General features: G+C 63.9%; 21 protein-coding genes. 4 read left to right on the top strand and 17 right to left on the bottom strand.

What is annotated here, in order from left to right; all coding sequences use genetic code 11:
• Positions 1-8 precede the first annotated feature (8 nt).
• From RBH77_RS20700 to RBH77_RS20720, 5 genes are all read right to left on the bottom strand, one after another.
• The gene (locus RBH77_RS20700) at positions 9-263 is read right to left on the bottom strand and encodes a hypothetical protein (protein WP_311029449.1); all 255 of its coding nucleotides are present in this window, start codon (positions 261-263) and stop codon (positions 9-11) included.
• Positions 264-431: 168 nt separating this feature from the next.
• Entirely contained in the window at positions 432-2,345 is a 1,914-nt protein-coding gene (dxs, locus tag RBH77_RS20705) for a 1-deoxy-D-xylulose-5-phosphate synthase (protein WP_311029450.1), read from the bottom strand.
• Positions 2,346-2,434: 89 nt separating this feature from the next.
• Positions 2,435-3,355: a pirin family protein gene (locus tag RBH77_RS20710; protein WP_311029451.1), complete on the bottom strand. Its 921-nt coding sequence runs from the start codon at positions 3,353-3,355 to the stop codon at positions 2,435-2,437.
• 15 nt (positions 3,356-3,370) lie between these two features.
• Positions 3,371-3,763 carry a type II toxin-antitoxin system VapC family toxin gene (locus RBH77_RS20715; protein WP_311029452.1) on the bottom strand — a complete coding sequence of 131 codons (393 nt, stop codon included), beginning with the start codon at positions 3,761-3,763 and terminating at the stop codon, positions 3,371-3,373.
• The gene (locus tag RBH77_RS20720) at positions 3,760-4,008 is read right to left on the bottom strand and encodes a type II toxin-antitoxin system Phd/YefM family antitoxin (RefSeq protein WP_311029453.1); all 249 of its coding nucleotides are present in this window, start codon (positions 4,006-4,008) and stop codon (positions 3,760-3,762) included. Before RBH77_RS20720 ends, RBH77_RS20715 begins: the two co-directional genes overlap by 4 nt.
• Positions 4,009-4,167: 159 nt before the next feature.
• Between RBH77_RS20720 and RBH77_RS20725 the strand changes: the two genes are divergently transcribed.
• Positions 4,168-4,521, top strand: coding sequence for a DUF1428 domain-containing protein (locus tag RBH77_RS20725; RefSeq protein ID WP_311029454.1), 354 nt, complete (start codon positions 4,168-4,170; stop codon positions 4,519-4,521).
• 19 nt (positions 4,522-4,540) lie between these two features.
• On the opposite strand, the gene RBH77_RS20730 is transcribed toward RBH77_RS20725, so the two are convergent.
• The 3 genes from RBH77_RS20730 to RBH77_RS20740 all read right to left on the bottom strand — a co-directional run bounded on the left by RBH77_RS20730 (position 4,541) and on the right by RBH77_RS20740 (position 6,850).
• The gene (locus RBH77_RS20730; protein ID WP_311029455.1) at positions 4,541-4,804 is read right to left on the bottom strand and encodes an exodeoxyribonuclease VII small subunit; all 264 of its coding nucleotides are present in this window, start codon (positions 4,802-4,804) and stop codon (positions 4,541-4,543) included.
• Between the two features lie 3 nt (positions 4,805-4,807).
• Entirely contained in the window at positions 4,808-5,734 is a 927-nt protein-coding gene (locus RBH77_RS20735; RefSeq protein WP_311029457.1) for a histone deacetylase family protein, read from the bottom strand.
• 66 nt (positions 5,735-5,800) lie between these two features.
• Positions 5,801-6,850: a PAS domain S-box protein gene (locus RBH77_RS20740; RefSeq protein WP_311029458.1), complete on the bottom strand. Its 1,050-nt coding sequence runs from the start codon at positions 6,848-6,850 to the stop codon at positions 5,801-5,803.
• Between the two features lie 232 nt (positions 6,851-7,082).
• On the opposite strand from RBH77_RS20740, the gene RBH77_RS20745 reads away from it, so the two are divergent.
• Positions 7,083-7,292 (top strand): DUF2934 domain-containing protein, encoded by a 210-nt coding sequence (locus tag RBH77_RS20745; RefSeq protein ID WP_311029459.1) that lies wholly within the window; start codon positions 7,083-7,085, stop codon positions 7,290-7,292.
• Positions 7,293-7,309: 17 nt separating this feature from the next.
• On the opposite strand, the gene ribB is transcribed toward RBH77_RS20745, so the two are convergent.
• On the bottom strand, positions 7,310-8,410 hold the full coding sequence (gene ribB / locus RBH77_RS20750; protein WP_311029460.1) for a 3,4-dihydroxy-2-butanone-4-phosphate synthase: 1,101 nt from the start codon (positions 8,408-8,410) through the stop codon (positions 7,310-7,312).
• Between the two features lie 107 nt (positions 8,411-8,517).
• Complete coding sequence (aroC, locus tag RBH77_RS20755) at positions 8,518-9,642, bottom strand: chorismate synthase (RefSeq protein WP_311029461.1); 1,125 nt, start codon at positions 9,640-9,642, stop codon at positions 8,518-8,520.
• 190 nt (positions 9,643-9,832) lie between these two features.
• Here aroC and RBH77_RS20760 point away from each other — a divergent pair, with 190 nt between their 5' ends.
• Positions 9,833-10,081 carry a DUF1344 domain-containing protein gene (locus RBH77_RS20760; RefSeq protein ID WP_311029462.1) on the top strand — a complete coding sequence of 83 codons (249 nt, stop codon included), beginning with the start codon at positions 9,833-9,835 and terminating at the stop codon, positions 10,079-10,081.
• Positions 10,082-10,251: 170 nt separating this feature from the next.
• Here RBH77_RS20760 and RBH77_RS20765 read toward each other — a convergent pair whose 3' ends face one another.
• The 4 genes from RBH77_RS20765 to RBH77_RS20780 form a co-directional block, all read right to left on the bottom strand.
• Complete coding sequence (locus RBH77_RS20765; RefSeq protein WP_311029463.1) at positions 10,252-10,845, bottom strand: histidine phosphatase family protein; 594 nt, start codon at positions 10,843-10,845, stop codon at positions 10,252-10,254.
• Positions 10,846-10,872: 27 nt separating this feature from the next.
• Positions 10,873-11,691 carry an enoyl-ACP reductase FabI gene (gene fabI / locus RBH77_RS20770; RefSeq protein ID WP_311029464.1) on the bottom strand — a complete coding sequence of 273 codons (819 nt, stop codon included), beginning with the start codon at positions 11,689-11,691 and terminating at the stop codon, positions 10,873-10,875.
• 153 nt (positions 11,692-11,844) lie between these two features.
• The gene (locus RBH77_RS20775; protein WP_311029465.1) at positions 11,845-12,783 is read right to left on the bottom strand and encodes a DnaJ C-terminal domain-containing protein; all 939 of its coding nucleotides are present in this window, start codon (positions 12,781-12,783) and stop codon (positions 11,845-11,847) included.
• A 95-nt stretch (positions 12,784-12,878) separates the two neighbouring features.
• Positions 12,879-13,334 (bottom strand): RT0821/Lpp0805 family surface protein, encoded by a 456-nt coding sequence (locus RBH77_RS20780; protein ID WP_311029466.1) that lies wholly within the window; start codon positions 13,332-13,334, stop codon positions 12,879-12,881.
• A 37-nt stretch (positions 13,335-13,371) separates the two neighbouring features.
• Here RBH77_RS20780 and pdxH point away from each other — a divergent pair, with 37 nt between their 5' ends.
• A complete protein-coding gene (gene pdxH / locus RBH77_RS20785; RefSeq protein WP_311029467.1) occupies positions 13,372-13,989 on the top strand; it encodes a pyridoxamine 5'-phosphate oxidase in 618 nt (205 codons plus the stop codon).
• Positions 13,990-13,998: 9 nt separating this feature from the next.
• Here the strand turns inward: pdxH and RBH77_RS20790 are convergent, their stop codons facing one another.
• From RBH77_RS20790 to RBH77_RS20800, 3 genes are all read right to left on the bottom strand, one after another.
• A complete protein-coding gene (locus RBH77_RS20790) occupies positions 13,999-14,934 on the bottom strand; it encodes an adenylate/guanylate cyclase domain-containing protein (protein WP_311029468.1) in 936 nt (311 codons plus the stop codon).
• Positions 14,935-15,010: 76 nt separating this feature from the next.
• Positions 15,011-15,766: a crotonase/enoyl-CoA hydratase family protein gene (locus tag RBH77_RS20795; RefSeq protein ID WP_311029469.1), complete on the bottom strand. Its 756-nt coding sequence runs from the start codon at positions 15,764-15,766 to the stop codon at positions 15,011-15,013.
• 13 nt (positions 15,767-15,779) lie between these two features.
• Positions 15,780-17,552, bottom strand: coding sequence for an acyl-CoA dehydrogenase family protein (locus tag RBH77_RS20800; protein WP_311029470.1), 1,773 nt, complete (start codon positions 17,550-17,552; stop codon positions 15,780-15,782).
• Between the last annotated feature and the right edge of the window lie 159 nt (positions 17,553-17,711).

The raw sequence follows: 17,711 nt of genomic DNA on the forward strand, positions 1-17,711 counted from the left end.
CGTACGGCCTATTCGATTATCTGGAAATGCGGCTCGCCAGTCCGTGGAAGCGATTGAAGGGTCTGGAAAGACGATCCTTCCGTACCCTGATCGACCGCTGGAAAAACCATGATCCTGTCATAGGGCAGCGTGCCGCGGATATCGCCGATCTTCGCGGCGACGATCTGCTTCACCTGCTCCTCCAGCTTGCGATCGTAACGCTGGGCCGCCCCCGCCGGCCAAACGAGCGCCGCCAGCATGGCGGCGACGAGAAGGCACTTCATCTCTCTTCTCCAGACCCTGTCCGATCCCGGCAATCATAGACAGGGCGGGCTAAAATTCGGCCAAGAGAGAGGGTAAGCGAAATGCGAAATTAGAGCGTGAACAGAGAGTTAGCGCTGCTTCCGTTGAAGCTGATTCAAGGCGTAATCAGCACCGCAGGTCGAGACCGACTACGCCCTTATCGCCGCCGTGCCCTGTCCGAGCGCGGCGAAGACGGCGCGCACGATGCCGGCGGAGTCCAGTCCGGCTTCGGCCACCATCGTCTCGGGCTTGGCCTGATCGGTGAACGCATCCGGCATGATGAGCGGGCGGACCTTGAGGCCAGTCTCAAGCAAACCGTGGTGAGCAAGGAAATTCAGCACGTGGCTGGCAAAGCCGCCGATCGCGCCCTCCTCGACAATGATCAGAACCTCATGCTCGCGCGCAAGGCGGGCGACCAGTTCCTCGTCGAGCGGTTTGGCGAAGCGGGCATCGGCAACCGTCGTGGAAAGGCCGGCAGCATCGAGTTCTTCTGCCGCAAGCAGGCAATCCGCAAGCCGCGTGCCGAGTGAAAGCAGCGCTACTTTCGTGCCTTCGCGGACGATCCGTCCCTTGCCGATCTCCAGCACCGAGCCCCGCTCGGGCATCTCGACGCCGACGCCGTTGCCGCGTGGGTAGCGGAACGAGATCGGCCCTTCATCATAGGCTGCGGCGGTGCGCACCATGTGCTTCAGTTCCGCCTCGTCGGCGGCGGCCATGACGACGAAGCCCGGCAGCGTCGCCAGATAGGTCGTGTCGAAGGCGCCGCAATGGGTCGGACCGTCGGCGCCGACATAGCCGGCGCGGTCAATCGGGAAGCGCACTGGCAGCCTCTGGATCGCCACGTCGTGCACCACCTGGTCGTAGGCGCGCTGCAGGAAGGTCGAATAGATAGCGGCGAACGGCTTGAAGCCTTCCGTGGCAAGGCCGGCTGCAAACGTCACCGCGTGCTGCTCGGCGATGCCGACATCGAAGGTGCGCTTCGGAAAGGCCTGGCCGAAAAGATCGAGCCCGGTGCCGGCCGGCATTGCGGCGGTGACGGCGACGATCTTCTCGTCCTCGCGTGCCTCACGGACGAGGCTTTCGGCGAAGACTTTCGTATAGCTCGGCGCGTTGGCGGGCGCTTTCGCCTGCGCGCCGGTGATCACGTCGAATTTCGACACACCGTGATATTTGTCCGGGGAAGCTTCCGCCGGCGGATAGCCCTTGCCCTTTTGCGTGATGACGTGAATCAGCACCGGGCCTTCGCCATGATCGCGGACGTTTCTCAGGACCGGGATCAGATGCTCCAGATTATGCCCGTCGATCGGGCCGATATGATAGAAGCCCAACTCCTCGAACAGCGTGCCGCCGGTGACGTAGCCGCGCGCGTGCTCCACCGCCCGGCTGACCGCGCTCTCGGCACGCTTGCCGAGATAGGAGGTCAGCTTCTTGCCGATGTCGCGGATGCCGAGATAGGCGCGGCCGGAGGCGAGGCGGGCGAGATAGGCGCTCATCGCGCCTTCGGGCGGCGCGATCGACATGTCGTTGTCGTTCAGGATGACGATCAGCCTGGCATCGAGCGCGCCGGCATTGTTCATCGCCTCATAGGCCATGCCCGCCGACATGGCGCCGTCGCCGATAACGGCGATGACGTTGTTCCTGCCGCCCTTCAGGTCGCGGCCGACGGCCATGCCGAGCCCGGCCGAGATCGAGGTGGAGGAATGCGCCGCTCCGAAGGGATCGTACTCGCTCTCCGCTCGCCTGGTGAAGCCGGAAAGGCCGCCTTCCTGGCGCAGCGTGCGCATGCGGTCGCGCCGACCTGTCAGGATCTTGTGCGGATAGGCCTGGTGGCCGACGTCCCAGATCAACCGGTCGTCGGGCGTATTGAAAACGTAGTGGACAGCGACCGTGAGTTCGACCACGCCCAGCCCCGCGCCGAGATGGCCGCCGGTCTGCGATACCACGTCGATCAATTCGGCGCGCAACTCATCCGCAAGCTGCGGCAGATCGCTCTCCGGCAATTTGCGCAGGTCGGAAGGAAGGCGGATCGTATCGAGAAGCGGCGTTGCGGGCGGAGGTGTCATCTTTCAATCACGGAACTACGTATCTGTCCGATGCAGATAAGCGTTGCCGGCCCGAAAGTAAATAAAAGCGCATAGCGCCGACACCGGCGTCAATTGTCCGGCAGAGGAATGAATTCCTCCTCGTCGCCCGGCACGATATCGAACCTGCCGGTCCGCCATTCCTCCTTGGCCTGCTCGATGCGCTCCTTCGAGGAGGAGACGAAGTTCCACCAGATATAGCGCCGCGAACCGAGCGAGGCGCCGCCGAAGAGCATGAAATGCGCGCCGCGCTCGGAGCCGACGACGATCTCGTCGCCCCCGCGCAGCACCAGCAGCCTGTCGGAGGGGAAGCGGTCGCCGGCGATATCAACCTCGCCGTCGAGAATATAGATCGCCCTTTCCTCGGCTGTCGGCGGAATCTGGAAACGGCCGCCGGCTTCGAGCCGGATATCCGCATAGAGCGTATCGGAAGCCGTCTTCACCGGCGATTTCGAGCCGTGCAGTTCACCAATGACGACACGGAAAGCGGCGCCATCACCCTTACCTTCCGGCAGTTCGTCGCGGCCGGTATTCTCGAATTGCGGCGCGACCTCCTCGGCATCGTCCGGCAGTGCCAGCCAGGTCTGCAGGCCGGAAAGCGACAACGGGCCGCCGCGCAATTCCTCCGGCGAGCGCTCGGAATGGACGATGCCTCGCCCCGCCGTCATCAGGTTCACGTCGCCTGGTTCGATCACCATCTCGGTGCCGAGCGAATCGCGGTGGCGGATCTTGCCGTCGAACAGATAGGTGACGGTGGAAAGTCCGATATGCGGATGCGGGCGCACATCCACCGCCTGGCCGGCGCGCAGGATCGCCGGGCCCATGCGGTCGAAGAAGATGAACGGCCCGACCAGCCGGCGGCGCGCGGAGGGCAGCGCCCGACGCACCTCGAAGCCGCCGATGTCGTGCGCGCGCGGAATGATCAACGTCTCGATGGCGTCACAGGCAAAGGCGTCGCCGGGAAGAGGATCGGGACCGGGAAAGAAGGACATTTCCTATATCCTTGGTTAGGACCAGGTGATCAGCCCGACACCGTAGCGCGAGAGTTGGCGATCATATGTCACGAAACGCATATCCTCGGTAATAGCCTGCGCCAACATCAGCCTATCGAACGGATCCGCATGCAGGGGCGGCAAGCGTTCGACGAGAGCGGCATGTGCGGGAGTCACATTTAAAAGATCGAAACCCGCGGACTCGAATTCGGTGATTGCCTCGTAGCCCGAAAGCGGCGGAGCATCCATCCTCCCAAGCTGATGTTTTATGGCAATTTCCCAAATCGACGCCGCGGAGACCGCAATTTCGTTGTTATCTTCCACGATGAGATTGCGTATCCTCTCCGGTATTCGCTCGGGCGTATTCGTCGCCCAGATGGCTACATGGGTATCAAGGAGAAGCTTCATTTCTCCTTGCCAAGAAACATCGCCGCTACTTCCTCGTCCAGGGCCTGAAATGCCTCATAGTCCAGCGGAGGGTATTTTCCCTCTGCCAGTCCCAATTGGCGCTTCTTCGGCTGCCCAAGAGGAACCAACCTCGCCGCCGGCTTGCCGTTGCGCGCGATGATGATTTCCTTCTCGGCCCCGCTTTCGACGGCCTCGACAAGCTTGGAGAGCGAAGTCTTCGCCTCAAGCATGTTGACCATTCCCATGTCGGCCTCCTTAGCCAGCCCTGGCTAAGATAAGCTACGGAGACTGGTAATTCAACTCATGGCGAGGCGATCATCCGCGTCTGAGGAAATTGACTCGCCAGGTGTAGGAACGGAGGCGGGCCGAACGTCCTTCGGGTCTACACGATGAAGGAGAGTGCCATGAGCTATGTCGACGGTTTCGTCCTCGCAGTGCCGAAGGAGAACATCGAAGCCTACAAGGAGATGGCCCGCAAGGCGGGCGAGGTATGGATGGAGCATGGGGCCACCGCCTATGTCGAGGCGATCGGCGACGACGTGCCCTATGGCGAACTCACATCCTTCCCGCGTGCGGTGCAGGCGAAGGACGGTGAAATCGTCGTATTCGCCTGGGTCGTCTATCCGTCCCGCGCCAAACGCGACGAGGTGATGGGGAAAGTCATGGCGGATCCCAGGCTCGAGGGCAGCATGAAGGACGCGCCGTTCGACGGCAAGCGCATGATCTTCGGCGGCTTCGTGCCGTTTATAGAGCTGTAGGGACAGTTGGCGGGGGCGCCTACTCCCCGTCGAGCGGTTCCGTGCCTATCGGTGCGCCGTCACGGGAAAGGCGAATCTTTTCAACCTTGTCCTCGGCCGCCTTCAACAAGGCATCGCAGTGCTTCTTCAATGCCTCGCCGCGCTCGTAGATCCGGATCGACTGGTCGAGCGGCACATCGCCCTTTTCCAGATCGTCGACGATGCGCTCCAGCGCGGCGAGCGCCTCCTCGAAGCTCATGTTCCTGATATCGTCTTCGGCATTTCCGGGGGTCGTTTCGGGCATCGTTCAGCCTTCCATCAGGCGCTTGACATGGGCGGCCGTGGAGAAGGCCAGCCCCTGGAGGTCGTAGCCGCCCTCCAGCAGGCTGACAAGACGGTTGGACGCGGAGCGGCCGGCCTGCTCCATCAACCTGCCCGTCGCCCAGTCGAAATCGTCTTCGGTGAGATTGATCTCGGCCAGCGGGTCGCGATGGTGTGCGTCGAAACCGGCCGAAACGATGATGAGTTCCGGTCGGAACGCCTCGACCGCAGTCAGGACCCGATCCGAAAAAGCCTCGCGGAATGAATCGCTTCCGCTGTCCGGCGAAAGCGGCGCGTTGACGATGTTGCCGGCGCCGGTCTCACCCACCGCGCCGGTGCCGGGGTAAAGCGGCATCTGGTGCGTGGAGGCATAGAGCACGGTCGGATCGGACCAGAAGATGTCCTGCGTGCCGTTGCCGTGATGGACGTCGAAATCGACGATCGCCACGCGCTCGACATCGTGCTTCTTCTGCGCGTGCCGGGCGGCGATAGCGGCGTTGTTGAACAGGCAGAAACCCATGGCGCGATCGTGCTCGGCATGGTGACCCGGCGGACGCGCCGCGACGAAGACATTGTCGGCACGGCCGTCGAACACGTCGTCCACCGCAGCCATCGCGGCACCGATCGCGGTCAGCGCCGCCTCCCAGCTCTTTGGGCTGGCGCACGTGTCAGCGTCGATGCGGGCTATGCCGGCCTCGGGGATCGCCGCCCTCACCCGTTCGACATAGTCCTTCGGGTGGGCGTAGAGGATCGCGTCCTCTTCCCCTCTCGGGGCCTCGACCCGGTCGAGGTGGTCAAAGGCTTCGTCGTCCAGCGCACGCGCGATGGCGCGCAGCCGGTCAGGCCGCTCCGGATGCCCCGGCGGCGTAAGGTGTTCGAGAAAGATCGGGTGGGTATAAAGCCGTGTCGCCATCGTGCAAACATAGGGGCTCGGCCGAGCCGCGTCCACGGAAAGAGGGTGGACCGGGACACCCGGGTTTCACGACAGGTCGGCGCTTTCCGTCGTGTCGTTGCCGTCTTCGCCGGTCACCGACGCGGCGGGCGCGGAAAGCGACCAGCGCAATACGCCGCCTGAACGTTCATAGCGGGCGGAGCCGTTCAGCGTTTGCGGCGCCACACGCAGCAGCACGACGGAGCCAAAACCTCGCGCCTTGTGGCCGGCAGGCGCGGTTTCGACGATGCTACCGGCCGTCTCTTCCCAATCAAGCTGGAAAATCGGCTCGACCGGCTCTCCCGACAGCGACCACGAGATCGAAACGGCGCCGTGATGGCCGAACGCGCCATATTTTGCCGAATTGGTGGCAAGCTCGTGAAAGGCCATGCCGAGCGCCTGCACTGCGGCGGGACGCAAGGTCATCTCCGGCCCATGGAGGGTAATTTGGCCGTCCTGGCCGAAGGGCTGAAGCTGCTGGTGAAGAAGTTCATGCAGGCTACCCCCCGACCAGTCGGACGTGACCAGCAGATCGTGCGAGGAAGCGAGCGCTGTGATGCGCTCGCGGATGCTGCGTTCGAATTCCTTCGGGTCTTTGGTGTGCTTCGCGGTTTCCCGGATCATGGAAAGAATCACAGCGAACTGGTTCTTGACCCGATGATTCACCTCTCGCAGCAAAAGCTTGATGCGCCGTTGGCTGGCCCTGGCTTCGCTTATGTCGCGCGCGATCTTCGAGGCGCCGATAATCTGTCCTGCCCTGCTGCGGATAGGAGAAATGGTGAGCGAGACGAAAATATCGCGGCCATCCTTGCGGCGTCGGATGGTTTCGAAAGGCGGCACGCTCTCTCCGCGCCTTATCCTTGCGATGATGTCGTCTTCCTCTCCGTGCAGCCGCTCCGGGATGAGCATAAGGACGGATCGGCCGATCGCCTCTTCGGCCGAGTAGCCGAACAGCCGCTCGGCGGCCGCGTTCCAATTTGTAATGACGCTGTTCAGATCTTTTCCGATGATCGCATCAAAGGAAGAATCCACAATCGCTGCAAGACGCGCATCAGCGTCCGCATCGTCGAGACCCCGGGCGCGGACCACTTCGCTCATCTTGCCGCAATGCGATCCTTGTCTTGAAGGAAATGGGTCGGTAGCAGCCAATGCAATCGGCCACAATAAAATATGACATAGCCGGACACGGTTGAATACCGATACCCGGATTGGGCTGCCAGCACCGCAGTTGCCTTGACTGCCGCAGCCTCTACCCCGAAACCGATGGCAATCGGCGTAATCCGCGCTACCATTGCGTGACCGCGACGCGCGGCCGCAAGGAGTGAGAACGATGGCTGACGAGAAGGCGATCAGGGAGCGCGCATATCACATCTGGGAGGTCGATGGCCGGCCGCACGGACGCGACCGCGAGCATTGGGAACGCGCAAGCCGCGAAATCGAGGCAGAGGCGAAGAAGCGCCCCCGCAAAGCCACCACCACGGCCAAGGCAAAGGCGGCCGGCAAGGCGAAGACAAAATCCACGAAAGCAACGGCCAAGTAACCCGCCGTCTACTCCCGCTAAAGCAGTTCAGTCGCTTCGATGTGGATGCCGAAACCTTCCAGCCCGACATAGTGGCGCTCGCGCGAGGCGATGAGGCGAATAGAGGAGATGCCGAGATCCTTGAGGATCTGCGCGCCGAGCCCGATTTCGCGCCATTCGCTTTCCCGCTTAAGCGCCTCGGCATGGGCTTCGCGATCGTCCGAGACGGGCCGGCTTCTAGCGTTGTGCGCCACCCCGACGGAGCCCTCGCGCAGATAGACGATGACGCCGCGCCCCGCCTTCCCCATCGAGCGCGTCAGCTCGTCCAGCCGATGCCCCGTGCCGAACACGTCGGTGACGACATCTTCCGTGTGCAGCCTGACGGGTACGTCCTTGCCGTCGCGGATGTCGCCGAAGACGATGGCGAGGTGGTGCATCACGTCCCAGGGGAGGCGATAGACGAAGGCGCTCGCCTTGCCGCCCGGCGTCTCGATCTCCGAGCATCCGACACGCTCGATCAGCGTCTCCTGGCGCTGGCGGTAGGCGATCAAATCGGCGACGGATACCTGTTTCAGGCCATGCTCCTTGGCGAAAGCCGCGACCTCAGGCCCGCGCTTCACCGTACCGTCGTCGTTCACCAGTTCGGAGATGACGCCGATCTCGGGCAGGCCGGCGAGCCGGCAAAGATCGACCGCCGCCTCGGTATGGCCGGAGCGCATCAGCACCCCGCCCTCGCGCGCGATCAGAGGGAAGATGTGGCCGGGCCGGACGAAATCCGATGCGCCGGCATTGCGGTTGGCGAGGTTGCGGACCGTCAACGTCCGGTCGTCCGCGGAAATGCCGGTCGTGGTGCCGTGCTTGAAATCTACCGAGATGGTGAAGGCGGTCGAGTGCGGCGCGTCGTTGTCGGCAACCATCGGAGCGAGGTTCAGCCGGCGAGCGTCCTCGCGCGTCATCGGCGCGCAGACGATGCCGGAGGTGTGGCGGACCATGAAGGCCATCTTCTCCGGCGTGCAATGCACCGCCGCGACGATCAGATCGCCTTCGTTCTCGCGTCCGTCATCGTCCATGACGACGACCATCTCGCCGCGCTCGAAAGCGCGGATGACATCGGCGACGTGTTTCTGGTCGTAGGGCATGGTGCTCGCTTCACTCGCAGGCCATAGGGGAGTTGGCCAATAAGGCAGTAGGGAATAGGGGAAGAAGAAGCCGTTCGGAAGAGGTCTTTGCGAACAAGTCCAAAAACCTATTCTCCTGCTCCCTGACCAACCTGACCTCTCCCCGTTTGTCCCCGATGCCTGAGATAGTGATCCGCGATGGCGCAGGCGACCATCGCCTCGCCGATCGGGACGGCGCGGATTCCGACGCACGGGTCATGACGGCCCTTGGTCATGATTTCGATCTCATTGCCGTCGGCGTCGATGGAGCGTCGCGGAGTCAATATGGACGAGGTTGGCTTGACGGCGAAGCGGGCGACAACCGGCTCGCCGGTCGAGATGCCGCCAAGGATTCCGCCGGCGTGGTTCGACAGGAAGCGCGGACGGCCCTCATTGCCGACGCGCATCTCGTCGGCGTTCTGCTCGCCGGTGAAGCGCGCGGCCTGGAAGCCGGCGCCGATCTCGACGCCCTTCACCGCGTTGATCGACATCAGGCCAGCGGCAATGTCCTGGTCGAGCTTGCCGTAGATCGGCGCGCCAAGGCCCGGCGGCACGTTATCGGCGACGATCTCGATCACCGCGCCGACCGAGGAGCCAGCCTTGCGCACACCGTCCAGATAGTCGGTGAAGACCGGGACGGATTCCGGGTCGGGCGTGAAGAAGGGGTTTTCGGCATTGCCGACGAAGTCCCAGTCCCAATTGGCGCGGTCTATCGCCTTCTCGCCCATTGCGACCAGCGCGCCGCGCACGACGAGGCCCGGCACGACGCGCCGCGCGATTGCGCCGGCGGCGACACGCGCGGCCGTCTCGCGCGCCGAGGAGCGGCCGCCGCCGCGATAGTCGCGGATACCGTATTTCACCTCATAGGCGTAGTCGGCATGGCCCGGCCGATACTGGCGCGCGATGGCGCCGTAATCCTTCGAGCGCTGATCGACATTCTCGATCATCATCGAGATCGGCGTGCCGGTCGTCACCAGCGTCTCGCCGCCCTCCTCGGGAAGGGTGCCGGAAAGGATCTTCACCTGATCGGGTTCGCGGCGCTGGGTGACGAAACGCGACTGGCCAGGCCGCCGGCGGTCGAGTTCGTCCTGCACGTCCTTCAGCGTGAAGCGGATGCCGGGCGGGCAGCCGTCCACGACGCAGCCGAGCGCCGGCCCGTGGCTTTCTCCCCAGGTTGTCACACGGAACAAGTGACCGAAAGTGTTGTGCGACATTACTATCCCATGGCCTGCCGAAATGACGACCGGTGCTGCTCTACCGGCGTTTTCAACAGGGGTCAAACAGGCCCGCAAGAACTATTGATCGCCGCCGGCGGCCCGGCGCTTCACTTTCGACACAATCCGGCTATCACTGCTCGCCTTGGGCAAATCAACAAGAAGGACAAGAAAGATGGGGGAGAAAACAATGCGCACCGTTCTCGGCGCCCTGGCGGCGCTTTTGATGCTGTCGGCCTACGCGATGGCCGCGGAAGCCGAAGGCCATATCAAGAAGGTCGATCGAGACAAGATGACGATCACGCTTGACGACGGCAAATCCTACAAGCTGCCCGGCGAGACGGACATGGATGGGATCAAGGAAGGCATGGATATCGTGCTTGCCTATGATAAGGTCGATGGCCAGAATCTCGTGACGGACATGCAGACTTCGGAGTAGGATGGAGCAGGCGAAATCTGCCGTGCGTGGTTCGAGGCTCGCTTCGCTCGCACCTCACCATGAGGACTGTTGAAGCGCTGCACTCCATCTCAGGATAGGGATGCCGGGCTCTAACCTCCCTCATGGTGGGGTGTGAGCGAAGCGAGCCTCGAACCACGCACAGAAAGACCTTACAGCCACGTCAGCCGGTCGTCCTCGAGCTTCAGAATGACGTCCTGCGGCGTTTCCATGTCGGCTGCCTCCGCGCCCGGTACGCCTTCGATCAGGTGGAAGAGAGCGCGGATGACCCCGCCATGGATTGCGCCGACGGTTTCCTGCGTCAGTTCGTCCAGCCAGCCCTGCACGCGCTCGGCGAGCATGGCGTAGCTTTCGGCACCTGCGCCCGACGGCCGGAAATTCCACTTGTCGGCGAGCCGGCGCTCGATGACGCCGGGAGCGCGCGCCTCGATCTCGTCGGCGACATAGCCCTGCCAATCGCCGAAATTCACTTCCTTCAGGCGTACGTCCGTATGAAAGCCGTCCGGCGGCAGGTCCATCTGGATGCGCACGCGCCGCATGGTCTCGCGCGTGCGGCGAAGCGGGCTTGCCACGAAGTCGAACCCCGACGCCGTGCCGAGGATGCCGGCTAGTTTCCTGCCGTTCTCGTCGGCCTGCCGCCGGCCGATCGCATTGATCTCGGTATCTTCTTGCCCTTGAAAACGCTCGGAGGCATTCCAGTCGGTCTGGCCATGGCGCACGAAATAGGCGAGCGGATATTTCGCCACTGACAAAACCTCCGGCTGGAGAGGATTTCAGTCCTTGACGACGGAGATATCCGGCGCGTCAACCGCTTTCATCCCGACGACATGATAACCGGAATCGACGTGGTGCACCTCGCCGGTCACACCGCGCGACAGGTCCGAGAGGAAATAGAGGCCCGCATCGCCGACTTCCTCGATGGTGACGCTGCGCTTCAGCGGGGCGTTGTACTCGTTCCAGCGCAGGATATAGCGGAAATCGCCGATGCCAGACGCGGCAAGCGTCTTGATCGGGCCTGCCGAGACGGCATTGACGCGTATGCCCTTGCCGCCGAGATCGACGGCGAGATAGCGCACGCTGGCCTCGAGCGCGGCCTTGGCGACACCCATGACGTTGTAGTGCGGCATGACCTTCTCCGCGCCGTAATAGGTGAGCGTCAGGAGCGAGCCGCCCTTTTCCATCAGCGGCTCGGCGTGCTTTGCAAGCGCGGTGAAGGAATAGACGGAAATGTCCATCGTGCGCTGGAAATTCTCGCGGCTCGTCTCGACATAGCGGCCGGTCAGTTCGTCCTTGTCGGAAAAGGCGATGGCGTGGACGAGGAAATCGAGGCCGCCCCATTTCTTCTTCACCGCGTCGAAGACGGCGTCGAGCGAGGCCGGATCGGTCACGTCGCAATGGCCGGCGACATCCGCGCCGAGTTCCTGCGCCAGCGGCTCGACGCGCTTCTTCAGCGCGTCGCCCTGGTAGGTCAGCGCAAGCTTCGCGCCGTGGGCCGCGCACGCCTTTGCGATGCCCCAGGCGATGGAACGGTTGTTGGCCACGCCAAGGATCAATCCCCGCTTGCCTTCCATCAGGCTATTGCCGACTGCCATGCCACCCTTCTCCGCATTTCGGTGAACAATGCCGGGAAGCGGGTCGCTTCCGCAGCAAAACGCGTCCCGTGCCTATCGCACAGGCGCCGGAAGCCTTCAAGCTTGCGGCGGTTACAGGACAACAAGCCTGGCGTGAAAAGCGCGTAGGACGCGTCAGACGCTCGCCTTCTTCATCAGCGCCTCAAGTTCCGCGTCGCCCTTTTCGGGTAGCATGACGCGCACATGAACATAGAGATCGCCATGGCCGCCCGCCTTGTCCGGCAGACCACGGCCCTTCAGCCGCAAGACCTTGTCCGAGCTCGACCATGGCGGGATGGCCACCGCCACCTTGCCGCTCGGCGTCTCTGCCGCCACCTTGGCGCCGAGCACCGCGTCGCGAAGCTCGACCGGCAGGTCGGAGTGCAAGTCCCTGCCCTCGACGCGATAGCGCGCGCTCTTGCGGAAGCGGATCTTGACCAGCGCGTCACCCGGCTTGCCGCCGAAGGGCGATGGCTCACCCTGCCCTTTCAGGCGGATGGTCTGGCCGTCCTCGACGCCCTTAGGCAGCTTCACCGCGATCTTGCGTCCGCCGGGGAAGATTGCCGTCACCTTGGCGGCGGTGACAGCGTCTTCGATGTCGATGTCGAGGATGGCATTCAGATCGGCGCCGGCCGGCGCCTGCTGTCTGCCGCCTCCACCACCGCCGGGGCCGCCGTTTCCGAAGCCACGTCCGAAAATCTCGCTGAAAATATCGTGTGCGCCGCCGAAGGCGTCGCTGCCCGCCGTGCTCGAACGGAACTCGAAATGCGACCCTCCCGGCCCCTGCCGCGACTGGCGGAAACCGGCAAACGGATCGCCGCCGGCCGCACCCTCGAAGCCCTGGAAGCGCTGCTTGCCCTCCGCGTCGATCTCGCCCCTGTCGAAGGCGCCGCGCTTCTTCTCGTCGCCAACGACCTCATAGGCCTGGTTGGCCTCGGCAAAGCGCTCCTTGGCCTTCGGATCGTCCGGGTTCTGGTCCGGGTGATATTTCTTGGCCAGCTTCCGGTAGGCCGACTTTATCTCCTTGGCCGAGGCGTCCTTGGCGACGCCCAAAACCTGGTATGGATCGCGCATGCTTCCTGCCTGACGGGATTGATAGAAATGATCGTCCTTATATGCGCTCGGCTAGGAAGAAATTCCAGCCCGGCGAAGGATCGACCCGCTCCGGATCAGGATCCCGCGAAGGTGCGCAATTGCCATCCGCCGGAATTTTCGAGGCAAGCCTCCCCATGGTAAAGGCCGACGCCGTCGAAGCGCGTCACCGAGGCGGAAAAGCGGCGGCACAGATGGCCGCTATCCTGGAATTCGGTGAGGCCGGTGATCTGCCCGCTCGCGCCGGTCGCGGGGTTCATCCAGGCAAGGCCGTCGGAGCCAAGCCCGCTTGGATCGACCGAGGTGACCGCGTTGCGGATCGTCTCCTCGTCCGTGACATTGGCCGTTGTCGGGTTCGGCCGGACGGAGCCGGTGATGATCGAACGGTCCGTCTCGGCTCTCTTCAGCAGATTGCCGGATGCACAGGCGGTAAGGGCCACCGGCAACAAGACCAGAGCGGCAACCGGCAGAAACTTACGCCACGACACGGCAAGCATCACGCCACGCAGCACCTTTGCTTGCGCTCCACGCAACAATCGGCATTCTCCCGAAGAACCAAGGAAAAACACTATGGCCAACGCACCGTTAACAAGCGATGACTTCACCGAGAGCGCCGAGCCCTTCGACCTGTTCGCCTCCTGGCTGAAAGACGCTGAAGCGAGCGAGCCCAACGATCCGAACGCTATGGCGCTCGCCACCGTCGACCCGGACGGGCTGCCGGACGTGCGCATGGTGCTGCTCAAGGGCTTCGATCATGAAGGCTTTGTCTTCTACACCAACCTGGAAAGCCAGAAAGGCAGAGAAATTGGCGTATCCATGAAGGCGGCGCTCTGCTTCCACTGGAAATCGCTGCGTCGGCAGGTACGCGTGCGCGGCCCTGTCGAGCGCGTAAGCGACGCGGAGGCCGACGCCTATTATGCCTCACGCCCGCGCGGCAGCCGCATCGGCGCCTGGGCCTCGAAGCAGTCGCGGCCGCTCGAGAGCCGCTTCGCGCTGGAGAAGGCGGTCGCCGAATACACGGCGAAATATCCGCTCGGCGCAATACCGCGTCCGGCCCACTGGTCGGGCTTCCGCATCGTGCCGAAGACGATCGAGTTCTGGCACGACCGGCCCTTCCGGCTCCACGACCGCATTGTCTTTACGCGTAGCGAGGGCGGCGGATGGGGGAAGACACGGCTTTATCCGTGAGCGGAGATTTCATCGCTCTGGCGTGCGCGGCTGCATGATCCAGCGAAACGCGGCAAAGGCAGCAAAGCCCAAGAGTGGCCAGACGGCCCAGAAGCGCCCGTGCCAAGTGAGAAGATTGATACCGACGATGCCCAGCCCGATGACAAGCAGGCTTGCCGGACCGCGGATTTCCGGCGCGAGCCTTTGCGCAAAGGAGGTCGCGGCAAGCGTGGCGAATGCCAGAAGTGGCCACGCCGCCCAGAAAGTACCGCTCCAGGTTGCCAGGTTGACCACGAGGACGATGAGGGCGGCAAGCGCAAGCGAGGCGATCTGGCGCGGTACCGTACCAAAGCGTGTCGAGACCATTTGCGGCCCCTCTCGCGTCTTGCGGGCTTCCGCGGCCGAAGGCGTCGCCGGGACCGGCTTCAAGGATCGGCCGGGCTGCGCATCGCCGCCGGCGAGGCGAATGGCATAGCTCGGCACCGCCTCCTGCAGGTTCTTGACCGCCAGGTCGCCAAGGAAATCGAAGCCGACGGAAACCTTGTTGCGCACCTGGTCATAGACCGTTCGCGAGATCAGGATGCCGCCCGGCGATGCCGATTCCTGCAGCCGCGCGGCGATATTCACGCCGTCGCCATAGATGTTGTCGCCATCGATGATCACATCGCCGAGATTGATGCCGATGCGGAAAAGCATGGGCTCGCCGCCTTCGTCGACGCGGGCGAGCTCGGCCTGGACGTCGACCGCTGCCCGCACCGCTTCCACGACACTTGAAAATTCGGCGAGCAGACCGTCGCCCCACGTATTCACCACCCGTCCGGAATGCGCGTCGATCAGACGCGCCATGGCGTCCCGCAGGCGCTTCAGCCGGGCAAGTGTCCCCTCCTCGTCGGCCTCCATCAGTCGGGAGTAGCCGTATACGTCCGCCGAGAATATCGTCGTCAGCTTGCGGCGCGTTTCAGGCATATGGTCGCGTTCCCGTTTCCGCTGGCATCCTTAGCTTGCCAATGGACGAGAGGCCAGCGGGCAAGGAAAGGCCGCTTCAGGCCGGCTTCTTCCGCGTCATGAAGGCCTGGAAGGCTGCCTTCGCCTCATCCGACACCAGCCGGGCGGCGAAGAGCCGGCTTTCCTCCCGGATCCGGGCCACCAATTCCTCGCGGTCGCCGCGCATCAGGTCGCGGGCGATCCTCAGCGCTTCCGGCGGCTTGGCGGAGATGCGCTCCGCAGCCCGGAAGACGGCCTCCTCCAATTCGTCCTCGCCGACAACGTCATGGATCAGCCCGCACGCCTTGGCGCGCTCGGCGGAGAAGGGTTCGCAAAGGCCGAGCAGTGCGAAAGCCTGCTGGCGACCCATCAGGAGCGGCGCGATCAGGCTGGAGCCGGCTTCCGGCGTGAGGCCGAGATCGACGAAGGGCGCGTGGAACAGGGTGCGCGGCGTGGCAAAGGTGAGATCGCAGTGGAAATGGATGGTGGTGCCGACACCCACCGCGATGCCATCGACGCCGGAGACGATCGGCTTTTCGGAACGCGCCAGGGCCTCCAGAAGATCGAAAGCCTCGCTGCCGTGCTTCCCGCTCGTGGAATAGGACAGGAAGTCGGCAAGGTCATTGCCGGCGGAAAAGGCGCCGGGCACGCCGAGAAAGACGTTGCAGCGCACGGCCGGATCGGCATCGCCCGCCTTCAGCGCTTCTGTCATCGCCACATACATGGCGCGTGTGATGGCGTTCTTCTTCTCCGGTCGATCGAGCCTGATCACCTGCACCGCGCCGCGGCGCTCGACCTTGATATGTTCGCTCACTCGCCTTCCTTCCTCATGCCAGGATCGCTGCCGCTGCTTCGTCGAGGCTGGCGGCGCCATTCACCGCACGGTCCTTGAGAGCGGAGCTTTCGGGAAGAAGGTTTTCGGCGAAGAAACGGCAAAGCGCGGTCTGCGGCGCAGCTTCCGCCTTGCGTGCGCCGCGCGCCATCAGCGCAGCGCCGGCCGCGAGCGAAAAGAGCCTCAAATAGGGCGTGGCGCCCGCCAGCGCATCCGAAACACGTCCGTCCGCCTGCGCGCGCTGCATGAACCGCGTCGCTTCCTCCAATTCGTCCAGCGCGCGCTCGAGATGGCCGGCGGTATGGCCGAAGCCGGGCCGATTCGATGCGCGCAGCATCTCCACCTCGCCGCGCAACTCGCCGATATAGGCGTGGACATGCTCGCCGCCGCCAAGCGGCAGCTTGCGCATGACAAGATCGATCGACTGGATGCCGTTGGTGCCCTCGTAGATCGGCGCGATGCGCGCGTCGCGATAGAAGCCGGCGGCACCTGTCTCCTCGATGAAGCCCATGCCGCCATGCACCTGTATGCCGAGCGAGGCGACCTCGACGCCGATATCGGTCGGAAACGCTTTGGCCAGCGGGGTCAACAGGCCGGCGCGGTCCTGCCAGTGCCGGCGTTCGTCGCCTTCCGTCGCACGGGCCATGTCGAGTGCATGCGCGCAGGAATAGCAAAGCGCTCGCGCGGCCTCGGTCAACGCCTTCATGGTAAGGAGATTGCGCCGCACGTCGGGGTGCTCGACAATCGGGCTCATGCCCTCGCCCGAATCGCCTGGCGCCCGCCCCTGCCGGCGTTCCCCGGCATAGGCTTTCGCCTTCTGGTAGGAGGCTTCGGCGACGGCGACGCCCTGGATGCCCACCGCCAGCCGCGCATTGTTCATCATGGTGAACATGCAGGCCAGCCCCTTGTTCTCCTCGCCGACCAGCCAGCCGATGGCGCCCGGCGCGTCGCCGAACTTGCCGTCGCCATAGAGCATGACACAGGTGGGCGAGCCGTTTATGCCGAGCTTGTGCTCGATCGAGGCACAATAGGCATCGTTGCGGGCGCCAAGCGCGCCATCGGCATTCACCAGATATTTCGGCACTAGGAAGAGCGAGATGCCGCGCGTGCCGGCCGGCGCGTCAGGCAGTCGGGCAAGGACCATATGCACGATATTGTCGGTGAAATCGTGCTCGCCATAGGTGATGAATATCTTCTGCCCGAAAATGCGGTAGGTGCCGTCCCCGGCGGGCTCGGCACGTGTGCGGAGCGCGTTGAGGTCCGAGCCGGCCTGCGGCTCGGTCAAATTCATCGTGCCCATCCACTCGCCGGAGACGAGCTTGGCCAGATAGGTCCGCTTCAGTTCCTCGGACGCGTGTTTTTCAATCGCTTCGACCGCGCCGAAAGTGAGCGTCGGCCCGACGGCGAAGCCCATCGAGCCGGAGTTCCACATCTCAAGCACGGCGATCGCAAGCATCGCCGGCAGGCCCTGCCCGCCATATTCGACCGGGCCGGCCAGCGCATTCCAGCCGCCCCTGATCCAGCGCGCGTAGAGCTCCTTCCAACCGGGCGGCGTGGTGACGGCGCCGTCCTTCCACACGGCACCAATCTCGTCGCCGGCCTTGTAGAGCGGCGCGATCTCATCCCCGGCGAAGCGCCCCGCCTCCTCCAATATCGCATCGGCGAGGTCTTCGGTCAGATCGCCCAGCCTGCCTTCGTCGAGCGCGGCCTTCAGGCCGGCGGTGTGCTTCAGCGTATGCGCGATCTCAGCGACTGGCGCCCGGTACATTCCGGCCTCCCGATCCGTTGCTTGCGTTCCAGCCGGTATAGGAAGGCGGCCGCCCGATGACAATCGATCATTGGGCGATCATCGGGCGGTCATCGGAGAGCCATCCGTCTATCCACGCGGCGGTGGCAATTCGTTAACCATCTTCCTTCAGCGTGGCAG

The sequence above is a fragment of the Mesorhizobium koreense genome, from assembly GCF_031656215.1.
In the GTDB taxonomy this organism is placed as follows: domain Bacteria; phylum Pseudomonadota; class Alphaproteobacteria; order Rhizobiales; family Rhizobiaceae; genus Mesorhizobium_L; species Mesorhizobium_L koreense.